Genomic DNA, 13,434 nt, shown 5'->3' with positions numbered 1-13,434 from the left:
GGACCCCGCGCTTGCCGTCCGCCGATCGGCGGCACGGCCAGGTCGTCACCCGGGGCACCCCACCGCGGAGGAGGGTTGCCGGCCAGCAAGCCGGGGCTTCGTGCTGGCACTCATGACCTGCGTCGAGAATCCCCGGGAGAGCCCGTCGGTGTCAACGGGTGGGCACGGCGTCTCGCATGCCGGACCGCGTGGGGTCGAGGCTTGGACGGCGGCCGGACGTGAGCCTACGATCGCCGTCACCATCCAGAGCGGCCGAGAGATCTGGCTCGACGACGCCGCAGCAACCCGCAGGCACGACGTGCCTGGAGCAGGGTGCTACCGCCAGGACCGATGGAGGCGACATGAGCGACGCACCCGACCCGACGACCGGGACCGGCGGCACCGGCACGCCCGACCCCGCCCCGGACGCCGGCACCCCCGAGCCCGAGCGCCTGCGCTACCGGCTCCTGACCGGGCCCGACGACCGCACGTTCTGCGAGCGCATCAGCGCCGCGCTCGACGAGGGCTACGTGCTGCACGGCGGCCCCGCGGCGACGTTCGACGGGACCCGGGTGATCGTCGCGCAGGCGGTCGTCCTGCCCGACCCCGTCCCCACGTCCGGCCCGGTCCCCGTGCCGCGCGCCCAGGTCCTCCCCGCGTGAGCGCCGGCGGCTACGCGGGTGACCTGACCCCGCAGCAGGCGTGGGAGCTGCTGGAGCACGACGAGCGCGCGCTGCTCGTCGACGTCCGCACCGACGGCGAGTGGGCGACGATCGGCGTCCCCGACACGTCCACCACCGGTCGCCCCGCGGCGTTCGTCGAGTGGGTCGACGGCACCGGCCGGCCCAACCCGGCGTTCGTCGACGAGCTGGACGCGAGCGGCCTCGCACCCGGCGACGAACGGCCCGTGGTGTTCCTGTGCCGCTCGGGCGTCCGCTCGGTCGGCGCCGCGAAGCTCGCCACCGCCGCCGGGCTCGGCCCCGCGTACAACGTGCTCGACGGCTTCGAGGGCGGCGTCGGCCCGGACGGGCAGCGCGGGGCGACCGGCTGGCGCGCCGCCGGCCTGCCCTGGCGGCAGCGGTGAGCGCCCGCCGCACGCCCGGACCGTTCGACTGGGACGACCGCTCCGTCGACCGCAGCACGCTGCGCCCCGACACGCTCGCGGTGCGCGGCGGGCTCGTGCGCACCGAGTTCGGCGAGACGTCCGAGGCGCTGTTCCTGACCCAGGGGTACGTGTACGGGTCGGCCGGCGAGGCCGAGTCGGCGTTCGCCGGCGACGTCGACCGGTTCCTCTACTCGCGCTACTCCAACCCGACGGTCTCGACGTTCGAGGAGCGCCTGCGCCTGCTCGACGGCGCCGAGGCCGCGTACGCCACCGCGACCGGCATGTCCGCGGTCTTCACGGCCCTCGCCGCGCTCGTGCGCTCCGGCTCGCGCGTCGTCGCCTCCCGCGCGCTGTTCGGGTCGACCGTCGTGATCCTCGACGACATCCTCGCGAAGTGGGGCGTGACCACCGAGTACGTCGACGGGCACGTGCTCGCGCAGTGGGAGGAGGCGCTCGCGACCCCGGCCGACGTCGTGTTCTTCGAGACGCCGTCCAACCCGATGCAGGACCTCGTCGACATCGCGGCCGTCAGCCGCCTCGCGCACGACGCCGGCGCCGTCGTGGTCGTCGACAACGTGTTCGCGACCCCCGTCCTGTCCCGGCCGCTCGAGCACGGCGCCGACGTGCTCGTCTACTCCGCGACCAAGCACATCGACGGCCAGGGCCGGGTGCTCGGCGGGGCCATCCTCGGGTCCGAGGAGTACGTGCACGGCCCGGTGCAGACGCTGATCCGCAACACCGGCCCCTCGCTCAGCCCGTTCAACGCGTGGGTCCTGCTCAAGGGCCTCGAGACGCTGTCGCTGCGCGTGCGCCACCAGACGGCGTCCGCGCTGCGCGTCGCGACGTGGCTCGAGCTGCACCCCGGCGTGGCGGCCGTGCGCTACCCGTACCTGCCCTCGCACCCGCAGCACGAGCTCGCGCTGCGCCAGCAGAGCGGCGGCGGGACGGTGGTGACGCTCGACCTCGCGGTCCCCGAGGGCGCGTCGGTCGACGACACCAAGAAGGTGACGTTCGGCGTGCTCGACGCGCTGCGGATCGTCGACATCTCGAACAACCTCGGCGACGCCAAGTCGATCGCCACGCACCCGGCGACCACGACGCACCGCAAGCTCGGCGCCGAGGGCCGCGCGCGGGTCGGGATCGGCGAGGCGACCGTGCGCCTGTCGGTCGGCCTCGAGGACGTCGAGGACCTGATCGACGACCTCGCGCAGGCGCTCGACCCGCTCGCGGGCTGACCCCGGCCGACTTGCACCGGGTCCGGCGCGCCAGCGGGGGGCGTGGTGTCCGAGCGCGACGCCACCAGGGGTGCGGGCTGGCCGTGGTCGGGCGGCCGTCACGCGACCCGGGCCGTCGGGCGGCCGTCAGGCGCCCCGCGCGGCCGTCACGCGACCGGGTCGTCGGGCGGCCGTCACGCGACCCCGCGGCCGTCAGACGACCCAGGCCGTCCGGCGGCAGTCAGGCGACCGGCGCGGTTGTCAGGCGACCCGGGCCCCCGGGCGGCCGTCAGGCGCCCCTGGCCGTCGGGCGGCAGTCAGGCGACGGGTGCCAGCGCGCGGAGGTGGTCCGCGCCCGGGCCGTCGGCGAGCGGCACGAGGACGACGCCGTCCGCGCCGACCCGCCGGGCGAGGTCCACGGCCGTCCCCACGACCGCCTCGGGCGGTGCGACGAGGCGCGTGGCCGACGGCGCCCACGTGAGCCCCGCGAGCGCGTCGAGGTGCTCGAGGTAGGAGCGCTTGCGGCGCGCGACGTCCGCGTCCGCGGTCGGCAGCACGTCGAGGTCGAGCACGATGCGGACGCCCGCGCGCTCGCGGCCGACCGCGGCGATCTCGTCCTCGAGCCGGCCGACGAGCTCGGCCATCGCGGCGACGGTCGGGACCTGGGCCGAGAAGGACAGGTGCACGGCGTCGGCACGTGCGGCGGCGAGCGCGAGGGCCACGCCGGACGTGGGGCGGAAGGCGACCGGGTCGCCGGCGTGGGGGCGGGTGGCCGCGGGGGCGGCGACGGCGACCGTCACGTGGCGGGCACCGGCGGGCGCGATCGAGCCGGCGGGCGCGGTGGCGCTGTCAGGTGCGGTGGCACCGTCCGGTGCGGAGCGGTGGCGCGGCGCGAGGCGATGGTCCGGCGCGGGGTGGTGGTCCGGCGCGGCACCGTCGAGGGTGCCGGCGCCGTCGAAGGCGGGGGTCGACATGTCCGTGAGGAGACGGTCGAGGACGAGCTGAGACATGGAAGGTGTCCTGGGGTGCGGTGCAGCAGGTGCGCAGCGGGGGCCGGTGGCCGCGGGCGCGCGGGGTCGTCAGCTCAGCGACAACACGTCTGCATCAGGAACACCCCGCGATCGTACGGCGCCGGGACGGGGCTGCCTACCCCGTCCCGGCATCCGGTCGGAGATGTCACCCGCGCGGGGTGGCGGGTCCGTCGTGCCCCGCCGGGCGGGTCGCCGGAGCCGGCGAGGTCCCCGAGTCACCCACGCCGGCCGTGACCGGTGGGGCCGCCGGCCCGCCGGGCGGCAGGTCCGCCGGGGCGCGCACCGGCACCGTGACGGCGGACCCTCCGCGCCCGTAGGTGAGGCGCCGCAGCAGCACCTCGAACGGACCGCGCCGCCCGGCCCGGTGCATCGCCACCGCGATCACCACCGTCACCAGCCACACCGCGACCGCGAGCACCGCCGCCTGCGCCGTCCCGATCCGCCCACCCAGTCCCAGGCCCCACGCGCTCAGCAGGGGCGCGAACATCACCGACTGCAGCAGGTAGGACGTGAGCGACCGCTCCCCCACCGCCGCCACCGCCGAGACGACACCGCGACGCGGACGGTCCCGCAGCACGGCGGCGACCCACGCGAACAGGCACACGTACCCCAGCCCCATCACGACCCCCGAGAGGTAGTGCACGACCTCGAGCACGGTGGCCGTGGTCCGGTCCGGCGTCCAGACGCGGGCCGTGGCGAGCGCGTACGGGAGGTTGAGCACGAGGTTGACGGCGGCCGCGCCGAGGAACACCCGGCCGAGCGCCTGCCGGTGGTCCCACGGGCGCGTGAGCCAGCCGGCGCGCGCGAGCAGGATCCCGAGGATGACCTGCGGGACGAAGAACAGGGCCAGCGCGGACGCCGACATCGAGAAGACGGAGAGCGCCGCACGCTGCAGCGCCGACGCGAGGTAGTCGGACGTGGGCGTCGCGGTCATCTCGCCCTCGCTCTGCACGACGACGAGCAGCAGCACGACCCCGACGGCCGTGGCCAGCACGGACGACCCCCAGAACCAGCGCACGAGCACCTTCTGCGAGCGGTGCAGCAGCGCGAGCGTGATGAGCCCGGTGATGCCGTAGGCGGCGAGGATGTCGCCGCCGAACAGCAGGACCGCGTGCAGGAAGCCGAACGCGACGAGCCAGCCGCTGCGCCGGGCGAGGACGCGTCGCACACCGCGCCGGTCCGCACCCCGCGCGGCGAGCCGCGTCGCCATCGTCGCGATCCCGAAGCCGTACAGGATCGCGAACATCGGCCGCGACCGGTTGTCGACGAAGAACGTCACGAGCCCGTCGACGACGTGGTCCAGCGTCGAGCCGCCGACGGGCCGGTAGCTCACGGGGTTGAACGCGCCGTCGGCCGCCCACAGGTAGCCCCAGACGTTCGCCGAGGCGATGAACAGCAGGAGCATGCCGCGCGCGAGGTCGGGCGCGAGCGACCGGGGAGCCGCCGGCCGCGCGTCCGCGGTGGCCCCCGGGGGAGCGGGTCGGGTGGTCAGCACGGCCGTGGGCTCGTCGTGGCTCATGACTCACGACGCTAGGAGCCCGACCCTCCCCCGCACATCCGGGTAGCACCCCGGCTGACCTGGGGGTTCACCCCCATGCGCCGCTCAGGGGCGGGGCACCGGCTGACCCACGGGGGGGCGCGTCGTGACCGGCCGTGGGCGGTTGCCGACCGGCGACGGGCGGCTCCGCTGCGTGCGGGTGCTGCGCCACGACGACCGCCGCCGGGGACCCCCCGCGCCCGTAGGTGAGGCGCCGCAGCAGCACCTCGAACGGACCGCGGCGGCCGGCCCGGTGCATCGCCACCGCGACCAGCACCGTCACGAGCCACACCACGATCGCGAGCACCGCGGCCTGCGCCGTCCCGATCCGCCCGCCCAGCCCGAGCCCCCACGCGCTGAGCAGCGGCGCGAACATGACCGACTGCAGCAGGTAGCTGGTGAGCGACCGCTCCCCCGTCGCCGCGACCGCGGAGACCACCCCGTGCCGCGGACGGTCGCCCAGCACCGCCGCGACCCACGCGAACAGGCACACGTACCCGAGCCCCATCACGACCCCGGACAGGTAGTGCGCGAGCTCGACCGTCAGCCCGACCGCGCCGTCGGCAGGCGTCCACACCTGTGCGACCGCGAGCGCGAACGGCAGGTTCCCGACGAGGTTGACCACCAGCGCGACCACGACGACGCGCCCGAGCGCCTGCCGGTGCTCCCACGGCCGCGCGAGCCAGCCGCTGCGCGCGAGCAGGATCCCCAGGACCACCTGCGGGACGAAGAACAGCAGCAGCGCCGCGATCGTGGTGATCGCGAGCGAGCCGAACAGGCGCTCGACCACCGAGACGAGGTAGTCCGACGGCGGGATCTCGCCCGTGCCCCAGAACTCGTGCAGGAACGTCAGGACGAGGGCGCCGCCCGCGGTCGCGAGGATCGACGCACCCCAGAACCACCACAGCAGCACCGTGCGCGAGCGCTGCAGGAACGCGAGCGCGATGAGCCCGGTCACGCCGTAGGGCGCGAGGATGTCGCCCGCGAACAGCAGCGCGGCGTGCACGACGCCGAAGACGACGAGCCAGCCGCTGCGCCGCGCGATGACCCGCCGGACCTGGCGCGGGTCGGCGCCGCGGGCCGCGAGCCGGGCCGCCATCGTCGCGAGCCCGAAGCCGTAGAGGATCGCGAACATGGGCCGCGACCGGTCGTCGACGAAGAAGGCCACGACGCCGTCGACCGCGACGTCGAGCGACGAGCCGCCGACCGGGCGCAGCCCGTACCGCGACGCCTCGCCCGAGGTGTTCCACAGGTAGCCCCACACGTTCGCCGAGGCGATGAACAGCAGGAGCATGCCGCGCGCGAGGTCGGGGGCGAGCGAGCGGACGGTCGCCGCCGGCGTGCTGGCGGGCGGCGTTGCAGTAGCGGGCGCCGCAGCGGTCGCGGTCCCGGGCGCCGCGTCCGTGGAGGCGCCTGTGCTGCGTCCGGGGTACGGCGTCGTGGGTGCGTGGTCCGAGCGGTCCGCGGTCATGACCTCGACGCTAGGAGCCGGGCGGTCGAGGCCGCATCCACCTTCGGTCGCCCGCCCGTCAACCGATCGGCGGAACGGGCCGTCAACCGAGGTGCTTGGCGAACCAGAGGCCGTGCGGGTTGACGCGGTCGCGCGGGGTGAGCGGGAGGATCGGGCGGTACCCGCTCGACACGTACAGGCGGATCGCCTCGGGCTGCCGGTAGCCGGTCATGAGCACGACCTGGCTCAGCCGGTGGGCCCGGGCGGCGTCCTCGATCGCCTGCAGCATCGTGCGCGCGACGCCGGCGCCGCGGGCCGACTCGTCGACGAACACCTTCTTGAGCTCGCCGGACCCCTCGGGGTACCCGTCGCGGGCGGCCCGGAGCGTCGCGCAGCCGACGGGCACGCCGTCGATCTCGGCGAGCACCGTGGTCAGCGCACCCTCACCCTGCGCGGCGTCGTCCACCGCGAAGCCCCCACGCCCTTCGACGTGCTCGCGCAGCGCCGGGTAGAGGCGCGCGTTGGTCCGCTCGTACATCGCGAGACGCAGCGCGACGGCGTCGGCGTCGTCCCAGTCGACGAACCGGAGCGTGACCTCGGGACGCGCGCGGGCGGACCTCGCGGACGGCTCGTCGCGCGGAACATCGGTCTCCGCGCCGCCGTCGTCGGGCACCAGGGCCTTGCCGAAGCACCGCGACCCCGGATGGTCCTTGTACTCGCCGTAGGCCTCGATCGGGTCGTAGCCGAGCGCGAGGTACAGGCCGATCGCCTCGGGCTGCATCACGCCGGTCTCGAGGATCAGGCGGCCGTACCCGAGCTCCCGCGCGCGGGCCTCGAGCTCGGCCATGACGAGGCGGGACAGCCCGCGCCCACGCCGGGCCGGCGCGACGTACAGGCGCTTGATCTCGACGGTGCCCGGGCCCTGCGTGGCGGAGACGTCCCGCAGCGCGCCGCACGCGACCGGCTCGCCGCCGTCCCGCACGAGGAGCATCGCCACGACGCCCTCGGCGGTCATGACCGAGGGGTCGTCCTCCGAGCCGTAGCGCTGCGCGAGCTCCGACACCTGCGCGGCGCGCAGCCGGGTCGCGTCCGCGTCGTCCCAGTCGACCAGGGACGTCGTTCGCTCCGCGCGGGTGCCCGCGAGCGTCATCCGACCAGCGCGTGGAGCACGGACGTGAAGAAGCGCAGCCCGTCGGTGCCGCTGCGCGGGCCGTTCGCGCCGTCGGGGCCGAAGCCGGCCTCGACCGCGTGCTCGGGGTGCGGCATGAGCCCGACGACGTTGCCCTTCGCGTTCGAGATCCCGGCGATGCCGCGACGCGAGCCGTTCGGGTTGACGTCCTCGTAGCGGAAGACGACGCGGCCCTCGCCCTCGAGCTCGTCGAGCGTGCGCTCGTCGGCGACGTACTGGCCGTCCTGGTTCTTCAGCGGGATCGTGATGCGCTCGCCCGCCGCGTAGTCGCGCGTCCAGGACGTCTCGGCGTTCTCGACGCTGAGGACCTGCTCGCGGCACAGGAAGTGCAGGTGGTCGTTCTTGATCATCGAGCCGGGCAGCAGGTGCGCCTCGGTGAGGACCTGGAAGCCGTTGCAGATGCCGAGCACGGGCATCCCGCCGTTCGCGGCGTCGACGACCGACCCCATGACCGGCGCGAAGCGGCTGATCGCCCCCGCACGCAGGTAGTCGCCGTACGAGAAGCCGCCCGGCAGGACGACGGCGTCGACCTCGTGCAGGTTCTCGTCCGCGTGCCACAGCGCCACCGGCTCGCCGCCCGCCAGGCGCACCGCGCGTGCGGCGTCCCGGTCGTCGAGCGTGCCGGGGAAGGTCACGACACCGACGCGGGTCACGCGGTCACCTGCGCGGCGTCCTCCGCGTAGACCGCGACGACGTCCTCGATCACGGGGTTGGACAGCACGTGCTCACCGGCCTCGCGCGCAGCGGCCAGCACCTCGTCGGTGACCGGCCCCTCGAACTCGAGCTCGAAGCGCTTGCCCTGGCGCACGCTGGTGAACTGCGCGAAGCCGAGCCGCGGCAGCGCACCGGCGACGGCCTTGCCCTGCGGGTCCAGGATCTCGGGCTTCGGCATCACATCGACGACGACTCGTCCCACGGGTGGCTCCAGGTTTTTCGCGGCGGTGGGGGCGGGCCCAGCCTACCGAGTGCTGCGCGCGCGGCCGTCGCCGCGTTCACCCCTCGGCGCGACGGGGGCGCCGCTCGAGGTAGAGCTGCCGGCCGGTGCGCCGCGCGGGCCGCCAGACCACGGCGAGGACCACGACGTGGAACATCACGAGACCGCCGACCTTCACCACCCGCCAGCCGTCGTCCGGCTCCACGAACGCCACGTACAGGGGCAGCCCCCACGCCGGGGCGAGGAGCGAGAGGAAGCGCAGCGGGAACCACCGGCCCTCGACGTCGTCGCGCACCCACGGCCGGTACCGGCGCGGCAGGCGCTCGCGCAGCAGCCGGTAGCGCAGCCAGGCGCCCAGCGGCGGGTGCTGGCGCGCGCGGGTCGCCCAGCCGGCGACGAGCAGGCCAAGCGCGGTGCCGACGTCGAGGCGGCGGGCACCCGGCGGGGCGAGGTCCGCGAGCACCGCGGCGACCTCCGCCCCGCGGGCCTGGCGCCAGCGCCGCGGGTAGGCACGCAACCAGAGCGCGGCGGAGCGCGCGAACCGGGCGTCAGGCCTCATGCGTCGCCGTGCTCGGGGAGGGCGCCGGGCGGAGGTGGGGTCGCGCGCCGGGTGCCGTCACCGGCGTGCGAGTCGGTGCGGGCACGCCCGGGCCCGGAACGTCGTCGGTCCGGAGCACCGTCGAACCGGAGCGGCGCGTACGGGCCGAACGGGTCGAGGCCCTCGGGGGGCGGCGGGAACAGCTCGTCCCGCGTCCGACGGCGGCGGGACGCCCCGACGAACGTGAGCCCCACGAGGAGCACCGGGACGTAGACCGCGAAGAACCCCCGCGAGTAGGTGGTGAGACCTGCGGCCATCGCCGCGGACATCCCGAGCGCGACGAACGTCGTGATGTCGAGGGCGTACCGCAGGGGGTAGAGGGGACCGTCGACGTCGTCGCGCAGCCAGCCGTCCCAGGCTGCGGCCGGGCGGCGTCCGAGCAGCCGGTAGCGCAGGTAGACGCCGGCCGGCGGCCGCTCACGCCACCGCGTCCCCCACCCGGCGCGGAGCAGACCGAGCGCTGTGCGGGCGTCGAGCCGCGTCGTCCCCGGTGCCGCGAGGTCGCGCAGGACCTCGGTGACCTCGACCGCGCGGTCGGCCCGCCATCGCCGCGGGTAGGCGCGCAGCCACAGCGCCGCCGAGCGGGCGAACGGGTCGGGCCGGCTCATGCGTCCGCTCTCGGCGTCGTGGTCCCGTCCGCGGGGCCCGTGCGCTCGGTGTCGGGGGACCACGGCGACGCCGCCGACCCCGTGGAGGCAGAGCCCGCCGCGCTCGGGGAGGGACGCGACACGTCACGGGTGCTCGTCGCCGACTCGCCCGTCCCGGTTCCCGGCGGGCCTGCGGACAGGTAGAGCCGTTCGACCGACGGGTACGCGAGGGCGGCGACGAGTCCCTCGGTCAGGGCGAGCCGTGCCGGGTACAGCCGGCCGTCGACGTCGTCGCGGAGCCACGCGTCCCACTGCGGCCCCGGGTGACGGCCCGCGAGCCGGTACGCGAGGTACGCGCGGGGCGGCGGGTGCTCGCGCCAGCGGGTCGCGAGCCCGGCGACGACGAGGCCGAGCGCCGTGCGGGCGTCGAGGCGGTGCGCCGTGGGTCCCGCGAGGTCGGCGAGCACCGCGGTGACCTCGACGGCCCGCGCCCGCCGCCACCGTCGGGGGTAGGCGCGCAGCCAGCGCCGGACGGACCGCTCGAACGACGGCAGCGGCTCGACCGCGGGACCCGGCGTGGCGGCGGGCACCGCGCGGTCGTGGCGCCCAGCAGCACCCGGCACCGGCCGGCGGGCGCTCATGCCTGCCCCAGCGCGGGCCGCGGCGCTGCGGTGAGGACCCGCTGCGCGCGGCGGGCGAGGTCGCGCAGGCGCGCGGTCTCGGCGGTCAGCGCCTCGTGGCCCGCGTCCGTGAGCCGGTAGTAGCGCCGGAGGCGGCCGTCGACGACGACCTCCCCCGACGCCTCCGCCTGACCCGCCGCGACGAGCCGGTCGAGGATCCCGTAGAGCGTCCCGGCGCCGAGCCGCACGTCCCCGCCCGAGAGCGCGAGGACGGCCTGGACGACGCCGTACCCGTGCCGCGGCTCCTCGGCGAGCGCGAGGAGCACGAGGTAGGACTGCTCGGACATCCGTTTCGGCATGGTCGATATATATCGCGCGACGACCCATGCGCACAAGGGTGTGACCGGGGGGCACGGACGGTCGAGACCCCGCTGACCGCCCGTGCCCCCGACCGTCACCCGGCGTGCGCGTCCTCCGCCGCCGCCGGCTCCGCGGCGTCAGCGGGGGCGAGCGTCGTGCGGCGCCACATGACGGCCACGTACAGCGCGGCACCCAGCAGCGCGCCGATGACCCACGCGAAGCCCGAGAGCGCCGCGAGCGCGTCGACCCAGACGGCTGCGACGGAGAACACCGCCGCGACTCCCACGGCCGCGAGCGCGCGCACGTTCCAGCCGCGGTCGTAGAAGTACCGGCCCGTCGGGCTCATGCTGTACAGCTCGTCGACCACGACCCGGCGACGCTGGACCACGTAGAAGTCGGCCACCAGGACCCCGTACAGCGGGGCGAGCACCGCTCCGAGCGTGTCGACGAAGATCGGCAGCCCGACCTCGCTGACCACGGCGACCCACAGCGCGCCGACGACGAACCCGAAGGCGGCGGTGAGGTAGCCGCCCGTGCGGAAGCTGATCCGCTGCGGCGCGAGGTTCGACAGGTCGTACGCGGGCGGGATGAAGTTGGCGACGAGGTTGATACCGAGGGTCGCGACGAGGAAGGTCAGCGCCGCGACCACGGTGAGGACCGGGTTGCCGACGAGCCCGACGACCTCGGCCGGGTTGGTCAGCGGCTCCCCCACGCCGTCCTGATAGACGATGTAGGCGCCGGCGGTCGTGAACAGCGCGAGGAACGTGAAGAACGCCAGGCTCACGGGCAGCCCGAGGAAGTTGCCGCGGCGCATCGCCCGCTCGCTGCGGGAGAACCGAGCGAAGTCGCCGAAGTTGATCACGACCGCGGAGAAGTAGGCGATCATCGTGCCGATCACGCCGACGAAGGCCCCGACCGCCGCCCAGCCCTGCACGTCCGACTGGTCGAAGATCGAGCCGACCGCGGGCACCAGCCGGTCGCCGGCCTGGACCCACACCGCCACGAGCAGGCCGAGCATCACGACGTAGACGGCCGGTCCGGCGACGTTGAGGAACCGCTCGATCCACGCGATGCCGCGCACGAACAGCAGCACCTGGATCGCCGCGACGACGCAGTACGCGACCCAGTCGACCGAGTTCATCCCCAGCACGGTCGCGCCGCCCGGGCTCCCCAGCACCGTGTTCAGCGCCAGAGCCACGGCCGTCGACGCGAAGTACGTCTGCGCGCCGTACCAGAACACCGCCACGACACCGCGGACGAGCGCCGGGAACTGGGCGCCGCGCACGCCCATCGACGATCGCGCCATCACCGCGTACGGGATCCCCAGCTCGACGCTCGGCTTCCCCGTGAGGTTCACGAGCAGGTTCACGAAGAGCCCCGCGATGACGATCGCCGCGAAGACCCACCAGCCGTTGATCCCGGCGGTGATGAACAGGCTCGCCGCGAGCGTGTAGCCGGCGAGGCTCTGCACGTCGTTGGTCCACACGTTGAAGAACTCGAAGGCTCCCCACCGGCGCTGGTCCTGCGGCAGCGGGGCGAGGTCGGCGTTGTACAGGTCGGGGTGCGGGGCGTGCTCGTCGTGCGGCGCGTCCGGGGCGGTGGCGGGCTGCGTGGAGCCGTGCGTCGTGGTGGCCATCGGTGCTCCTGGGGTGGGAGTGGGGACGTGGACGATCCCTGGCGACGCCGACCGTAGTGAGCGGCCGTTGCGGAGCCTCGCTCCCCCGGTTTCCCGCCGGTTAACCCCCGTCCGGCGTCGTCACGGCACGACGACCGTCATCCCCACCGAGGTCGCCGGGCCGCTCATCGCCGCGAGAGCCGCCGGGGCGTCGTCGAGCGTCACGACCGGCCCGACGAGCCGGTCCGGCCGCAGCGTCCCGTCCGCGATGCGCGCGAGCATGGCCGGGTACTCGTGCGCGGCCATGCCGTGGCTGCCGTAGACCTCGAGCTCCCACGCGACGACGCGGCCCATCGGCAGCGCCGGGTCGGCGTCCGCCCCGAGCAGGAGCCCGACCTGCACGTGCCGACCGCGGCGGCGCAGGCCCAGGAGCGACGCGGCGGCGGTCGCGGCGCTGCCCAGCGCGTCGAGCGAGACGTGCGCGCCGCCAGCCGTGGCCTCGTGGACGGCGGCGGCGACGTCGGCCGGCGCGAGGCCCGACGCGTCCACCGCGAGCTCGGCGCCGAGGTCGAGCGCCGCCGCCCGGGCCGCCGGCGACACGTCCACCGCGACGACCCGCGCGCCGAGCGACGCCGCGACCATGACCGCGGACAGCCCGACGCCGCCGCACCCGTGCACGGCGACCCACTCGCCGGCGCGCGGCCGCCCGTGCACCGTGAGCGCGCGGTACGCCGTCGCGAACCGGCAGCCCAGTCCCGCCGCGGTCACCGCCGAGAGGGTGGGCGGGAGCGCGACGAGGTTGACGTCCGCGTGGTCGAGCGCGACCCGCTCGGCGAACGAGCCGTCGTGCGTGAAGCCGGGCTGCGTCTGCCGCTCGCACACCTGGTGCTCGCCCGCGGCGCACGCCGGGCAGTCCCCGCACGCGCACACGAACGGCACGGTGACCCGGTCCCCGACCGCCCAGCGCCGGACGTCGGCGCCGACCTCCACGACCGTGCCCGCGAGCTCGTGCCCGGGGACGTGCGGGAGCGTGATGCCGTCGTCGTGCCCCTGCCAGCCGTGCCAGTCCGAGCGGCACACGCCCGTGGCCTCGACGCGCAGGACGACCCCGTGCGGCGCGCACACCGGCTCGGGCACCTCACGGACGACGGGAACCCGACCGAACTCCTCGACCACGACGGCGCGCATGGGGTCCATCGTCGCGGACGCCCGATC

Annotated in this window: 15 protein-coding genes and 2 riboswitches; of the genes, 3 read left to right on the top strand and 12 right to left on the bottom strand. The window is 75.4% G+C overall.

The window, feature by feature from the left end; all coding sequences use genetic code 11:
• Positions 1 to 2: 2 nt before the first annotated feature.
• Positions 3 to 118: riboswitch (SAM riboswitch) on the bottom strand.
• A 118-nt stretch (positions 119 to 236) separates the two neighbouring features.
• Positions 237 to 337: riboswitch (SAM riboswitch) on the top strand.
• 4 nt (positions 338 to 341) lie between these two features.
• From AB6N24_RS06710 to AB6N24_RS06700, 3 genes are read left to right on the top strand one after another with little or no spacing between them, the layout of a single operon-like run.
• On the top strand, positions 342 to 641 hold the full coding sequence (locus AB6N24_RS06710) for a DUF1737 domain-containing protein (RefSeq protein WP_412868649.1): 300 nt from the start codon (positions 342 to 344) through the stop codon (positions 639 to 641).
• On the top strand, positions 638 to 1,063 hold the full coding sequence (locus AB6N24_RS06705) for a rhodanese-like domain-containing protein (RefSeq protein WP_412868648.1): 426 nt from the start codon (positions 638 to 640) through the stop codon (positions 1,061 to 1,063). Before AB6N24_RS06710 ends, AB6N24_RS06705 begins: the two co-directional genes overlap by 4 nt.
• The gene (locus AB6N24_RS06700; protein ID WP_412868647.1) at positions 1,060 to 2,319 is read left to right on the top strand and encodes an O-succinylhomoserine sulfhydrylase; all 1,260 of its coding nucleotides are present in this window, start codon (positions 1,060 to 1,062) and stop codon (positions 2,317 to 2,319) included. The genes AB6N24_RS06705 and AB6N24_RS06700 overlap by 4 nt, the downstream gene beginning before the upstream one ends.
• 296 nt (positions 2,320 to 2,615) lie before the next feature.
• Here AB6N24_RS06700 and AB6N24_RS06695 read toward each other — a convergent pair whose 3' ends face one another.
• From AB6N24_RS06695 to AB6N24_RS06640, 12 genes are all read right to left on the bottom strand, one after another.
• On the bottom strand, positions 2,616 to 3,308 hold the full coding sequence (locus tag AB6N24_RS06695; RefSeq protein ID WP_412868646.1) for a hypothetical protein: 693 nt from the start codon (positions 3,306 to 3,308) through the stop codon (positions 2,616 to 2,618).
• A gap of 166 nt (positions 3,309 to 3,474) precedes the next feature.
• Positions 3,475 to 4,848: a DUF418 domain-containing protein gene (locus AB6N24_RS06690; RefSeq protein WP_412868645.1), complete on the bottom strand. Its 1,374-nt coding sequence runs from the start codon at positions 4,846 to 4,848 to the stop codon at positions 3,475 to 3,477.
• A 67-nt stretch (positions 4,849 to 4,915) separates the two neighbouring features.
• Positions 4,916 to 6,337, bottom strand: coding sequence for a DUF418 domain-containing protein (locus AB6N24_RS06685; RefSeq protein ID WP_412868644.1), 1,422 nt, complete (start codon positions 6,335 to 6,337; stop codon positions 4,916 to 4,918).
• 82 nt (positions 6,338 to 6,419) lie between these two features.
• Positions 6,420 to 7,466, bottom strand: a complete 1,047-nt coding sequence (locus AB6N24_RS06680; protein ID WP_412868643.1) for a GNAT family N-acetyltransferase — start codon at positions 7,464 to 7,466, stop codon at positions 6,420 to 6,422.
• Entirely contained in the window at positions 7,463 to 8,158 is a 696-nt protein-coding gene (gene purQ / locus AB6N24_RS06675) for a phosphoribosylformylglycinamidine synthase subunit PurQ (protein ID WP_141372195.1), read from the bottom strand. Before purQ ends, AB6N24_RS06680 begins: the two co-directional genes overlap by 4 nt.
• Positions 8,155 to 8,421, bottom strand: coding sequence for a phosphoribosylformylglycinamidine synthase subunit PurS (purS, locus tag AB6N24_RS06670; protein WP_141372194.1), 267 nt, complete (start codon positions 8,419 to 8,421; stop codon positions 8,155 to 8,157). The genes purQ and purS overlap by 4 nt, the downstream gene beginning before the upstream one ends.
• A gap of 76 nt (positions 8,422 to 8,497) precedes the next feature.
• Positions 8,498 to 8,998 carry a hypothetical protein gene (locus AB6N24_RS06665; RefSeq protein WP_412868642.1) on the bottom strand — a complete coding sequence of 167 codons (501 nt, stop codon included), beginning with the start codon at positions 8,996 to 8,998 and terminating at the stop codon, positions 8,498 to 8,500.
• Positions 8,995 to 9,645, bottom strand: a complete 651-nt coding sequence (locus AB6N24_RS06660) for a hypothetical protein (RefSeq protein WP_412868641.1) — start codon at positions 9,643 to 9,645, stop codon at positions 8,995 to 8,997. The genes AB6N24_RS06665 and AB6N24_RS06660 overlap by 4 nt, the downstream gene beginning before the upstream one ends.
• Positions 9,642 to 10,214: a hypothetical protein gene (locus tag AB6N24_RS06655; RefSeq protein ID WP_412868640.1), complete on the bottom strand. Its 573-nt coding sequence runs from the start codon at positions 10,212 to 10,214 to the stop codon at positions 9,642 to 9,644. Before AB6N24_RS06655 ends, AB6N24_RS06660 begins: the two co-directional genes overlap by 4 nt.
• Before the next feature lie 47 nt (positions 10,215 to 10,261).
• Positions 10,262 to 10,591: a PadR family transcriptional regulator gene (locus AB6N24_RS06650; RefSeq protein WP_412868639.1), complete on the bottom strand. Its 330-nt coding sequence runs from the start codon at positions 10,589 to 10,591 to the stop codon at positions 10,262 to 10,264.
• Between the two features lie 107 nt (positions 10,592 to 10,698).
• A complete protein-coding gene (locus tag AB6N24_RS06645; protein ID WP_412868638.1) occupies positions 10,699 to 12,240 on the bottom strand; it encodes an NCS1 family nucleobase:cation symporter-1 in 1,542 nt (513 codons plus the stop codon).
• Between the two features lie 120 nt (positions 12,241 to 12,360).
• Positions 12,361 to 13,434, bottom strand: a 1,074-nt coding sequence (locus tag AB6N24_RS06640) for a zinc-dependent alcohol dehydrogenase family protein (RefSeq protein ID WP_412868637.1), incomplete at its 5' end; no start/stop codon positions are given.

The sequence above is a fragment of the Cellulomonas jepli genome (assembly GCF_047229345.1).
Classification (GTDB): domain Bacteria; phylum Actinomycetota; class Actinomycetes; order Actinomycetales; family Cellulomonadaceae; genus Cellulomonas_A.
This window is presented reverse-complemented; position numbering and strand designations above follow the sequence as displayed.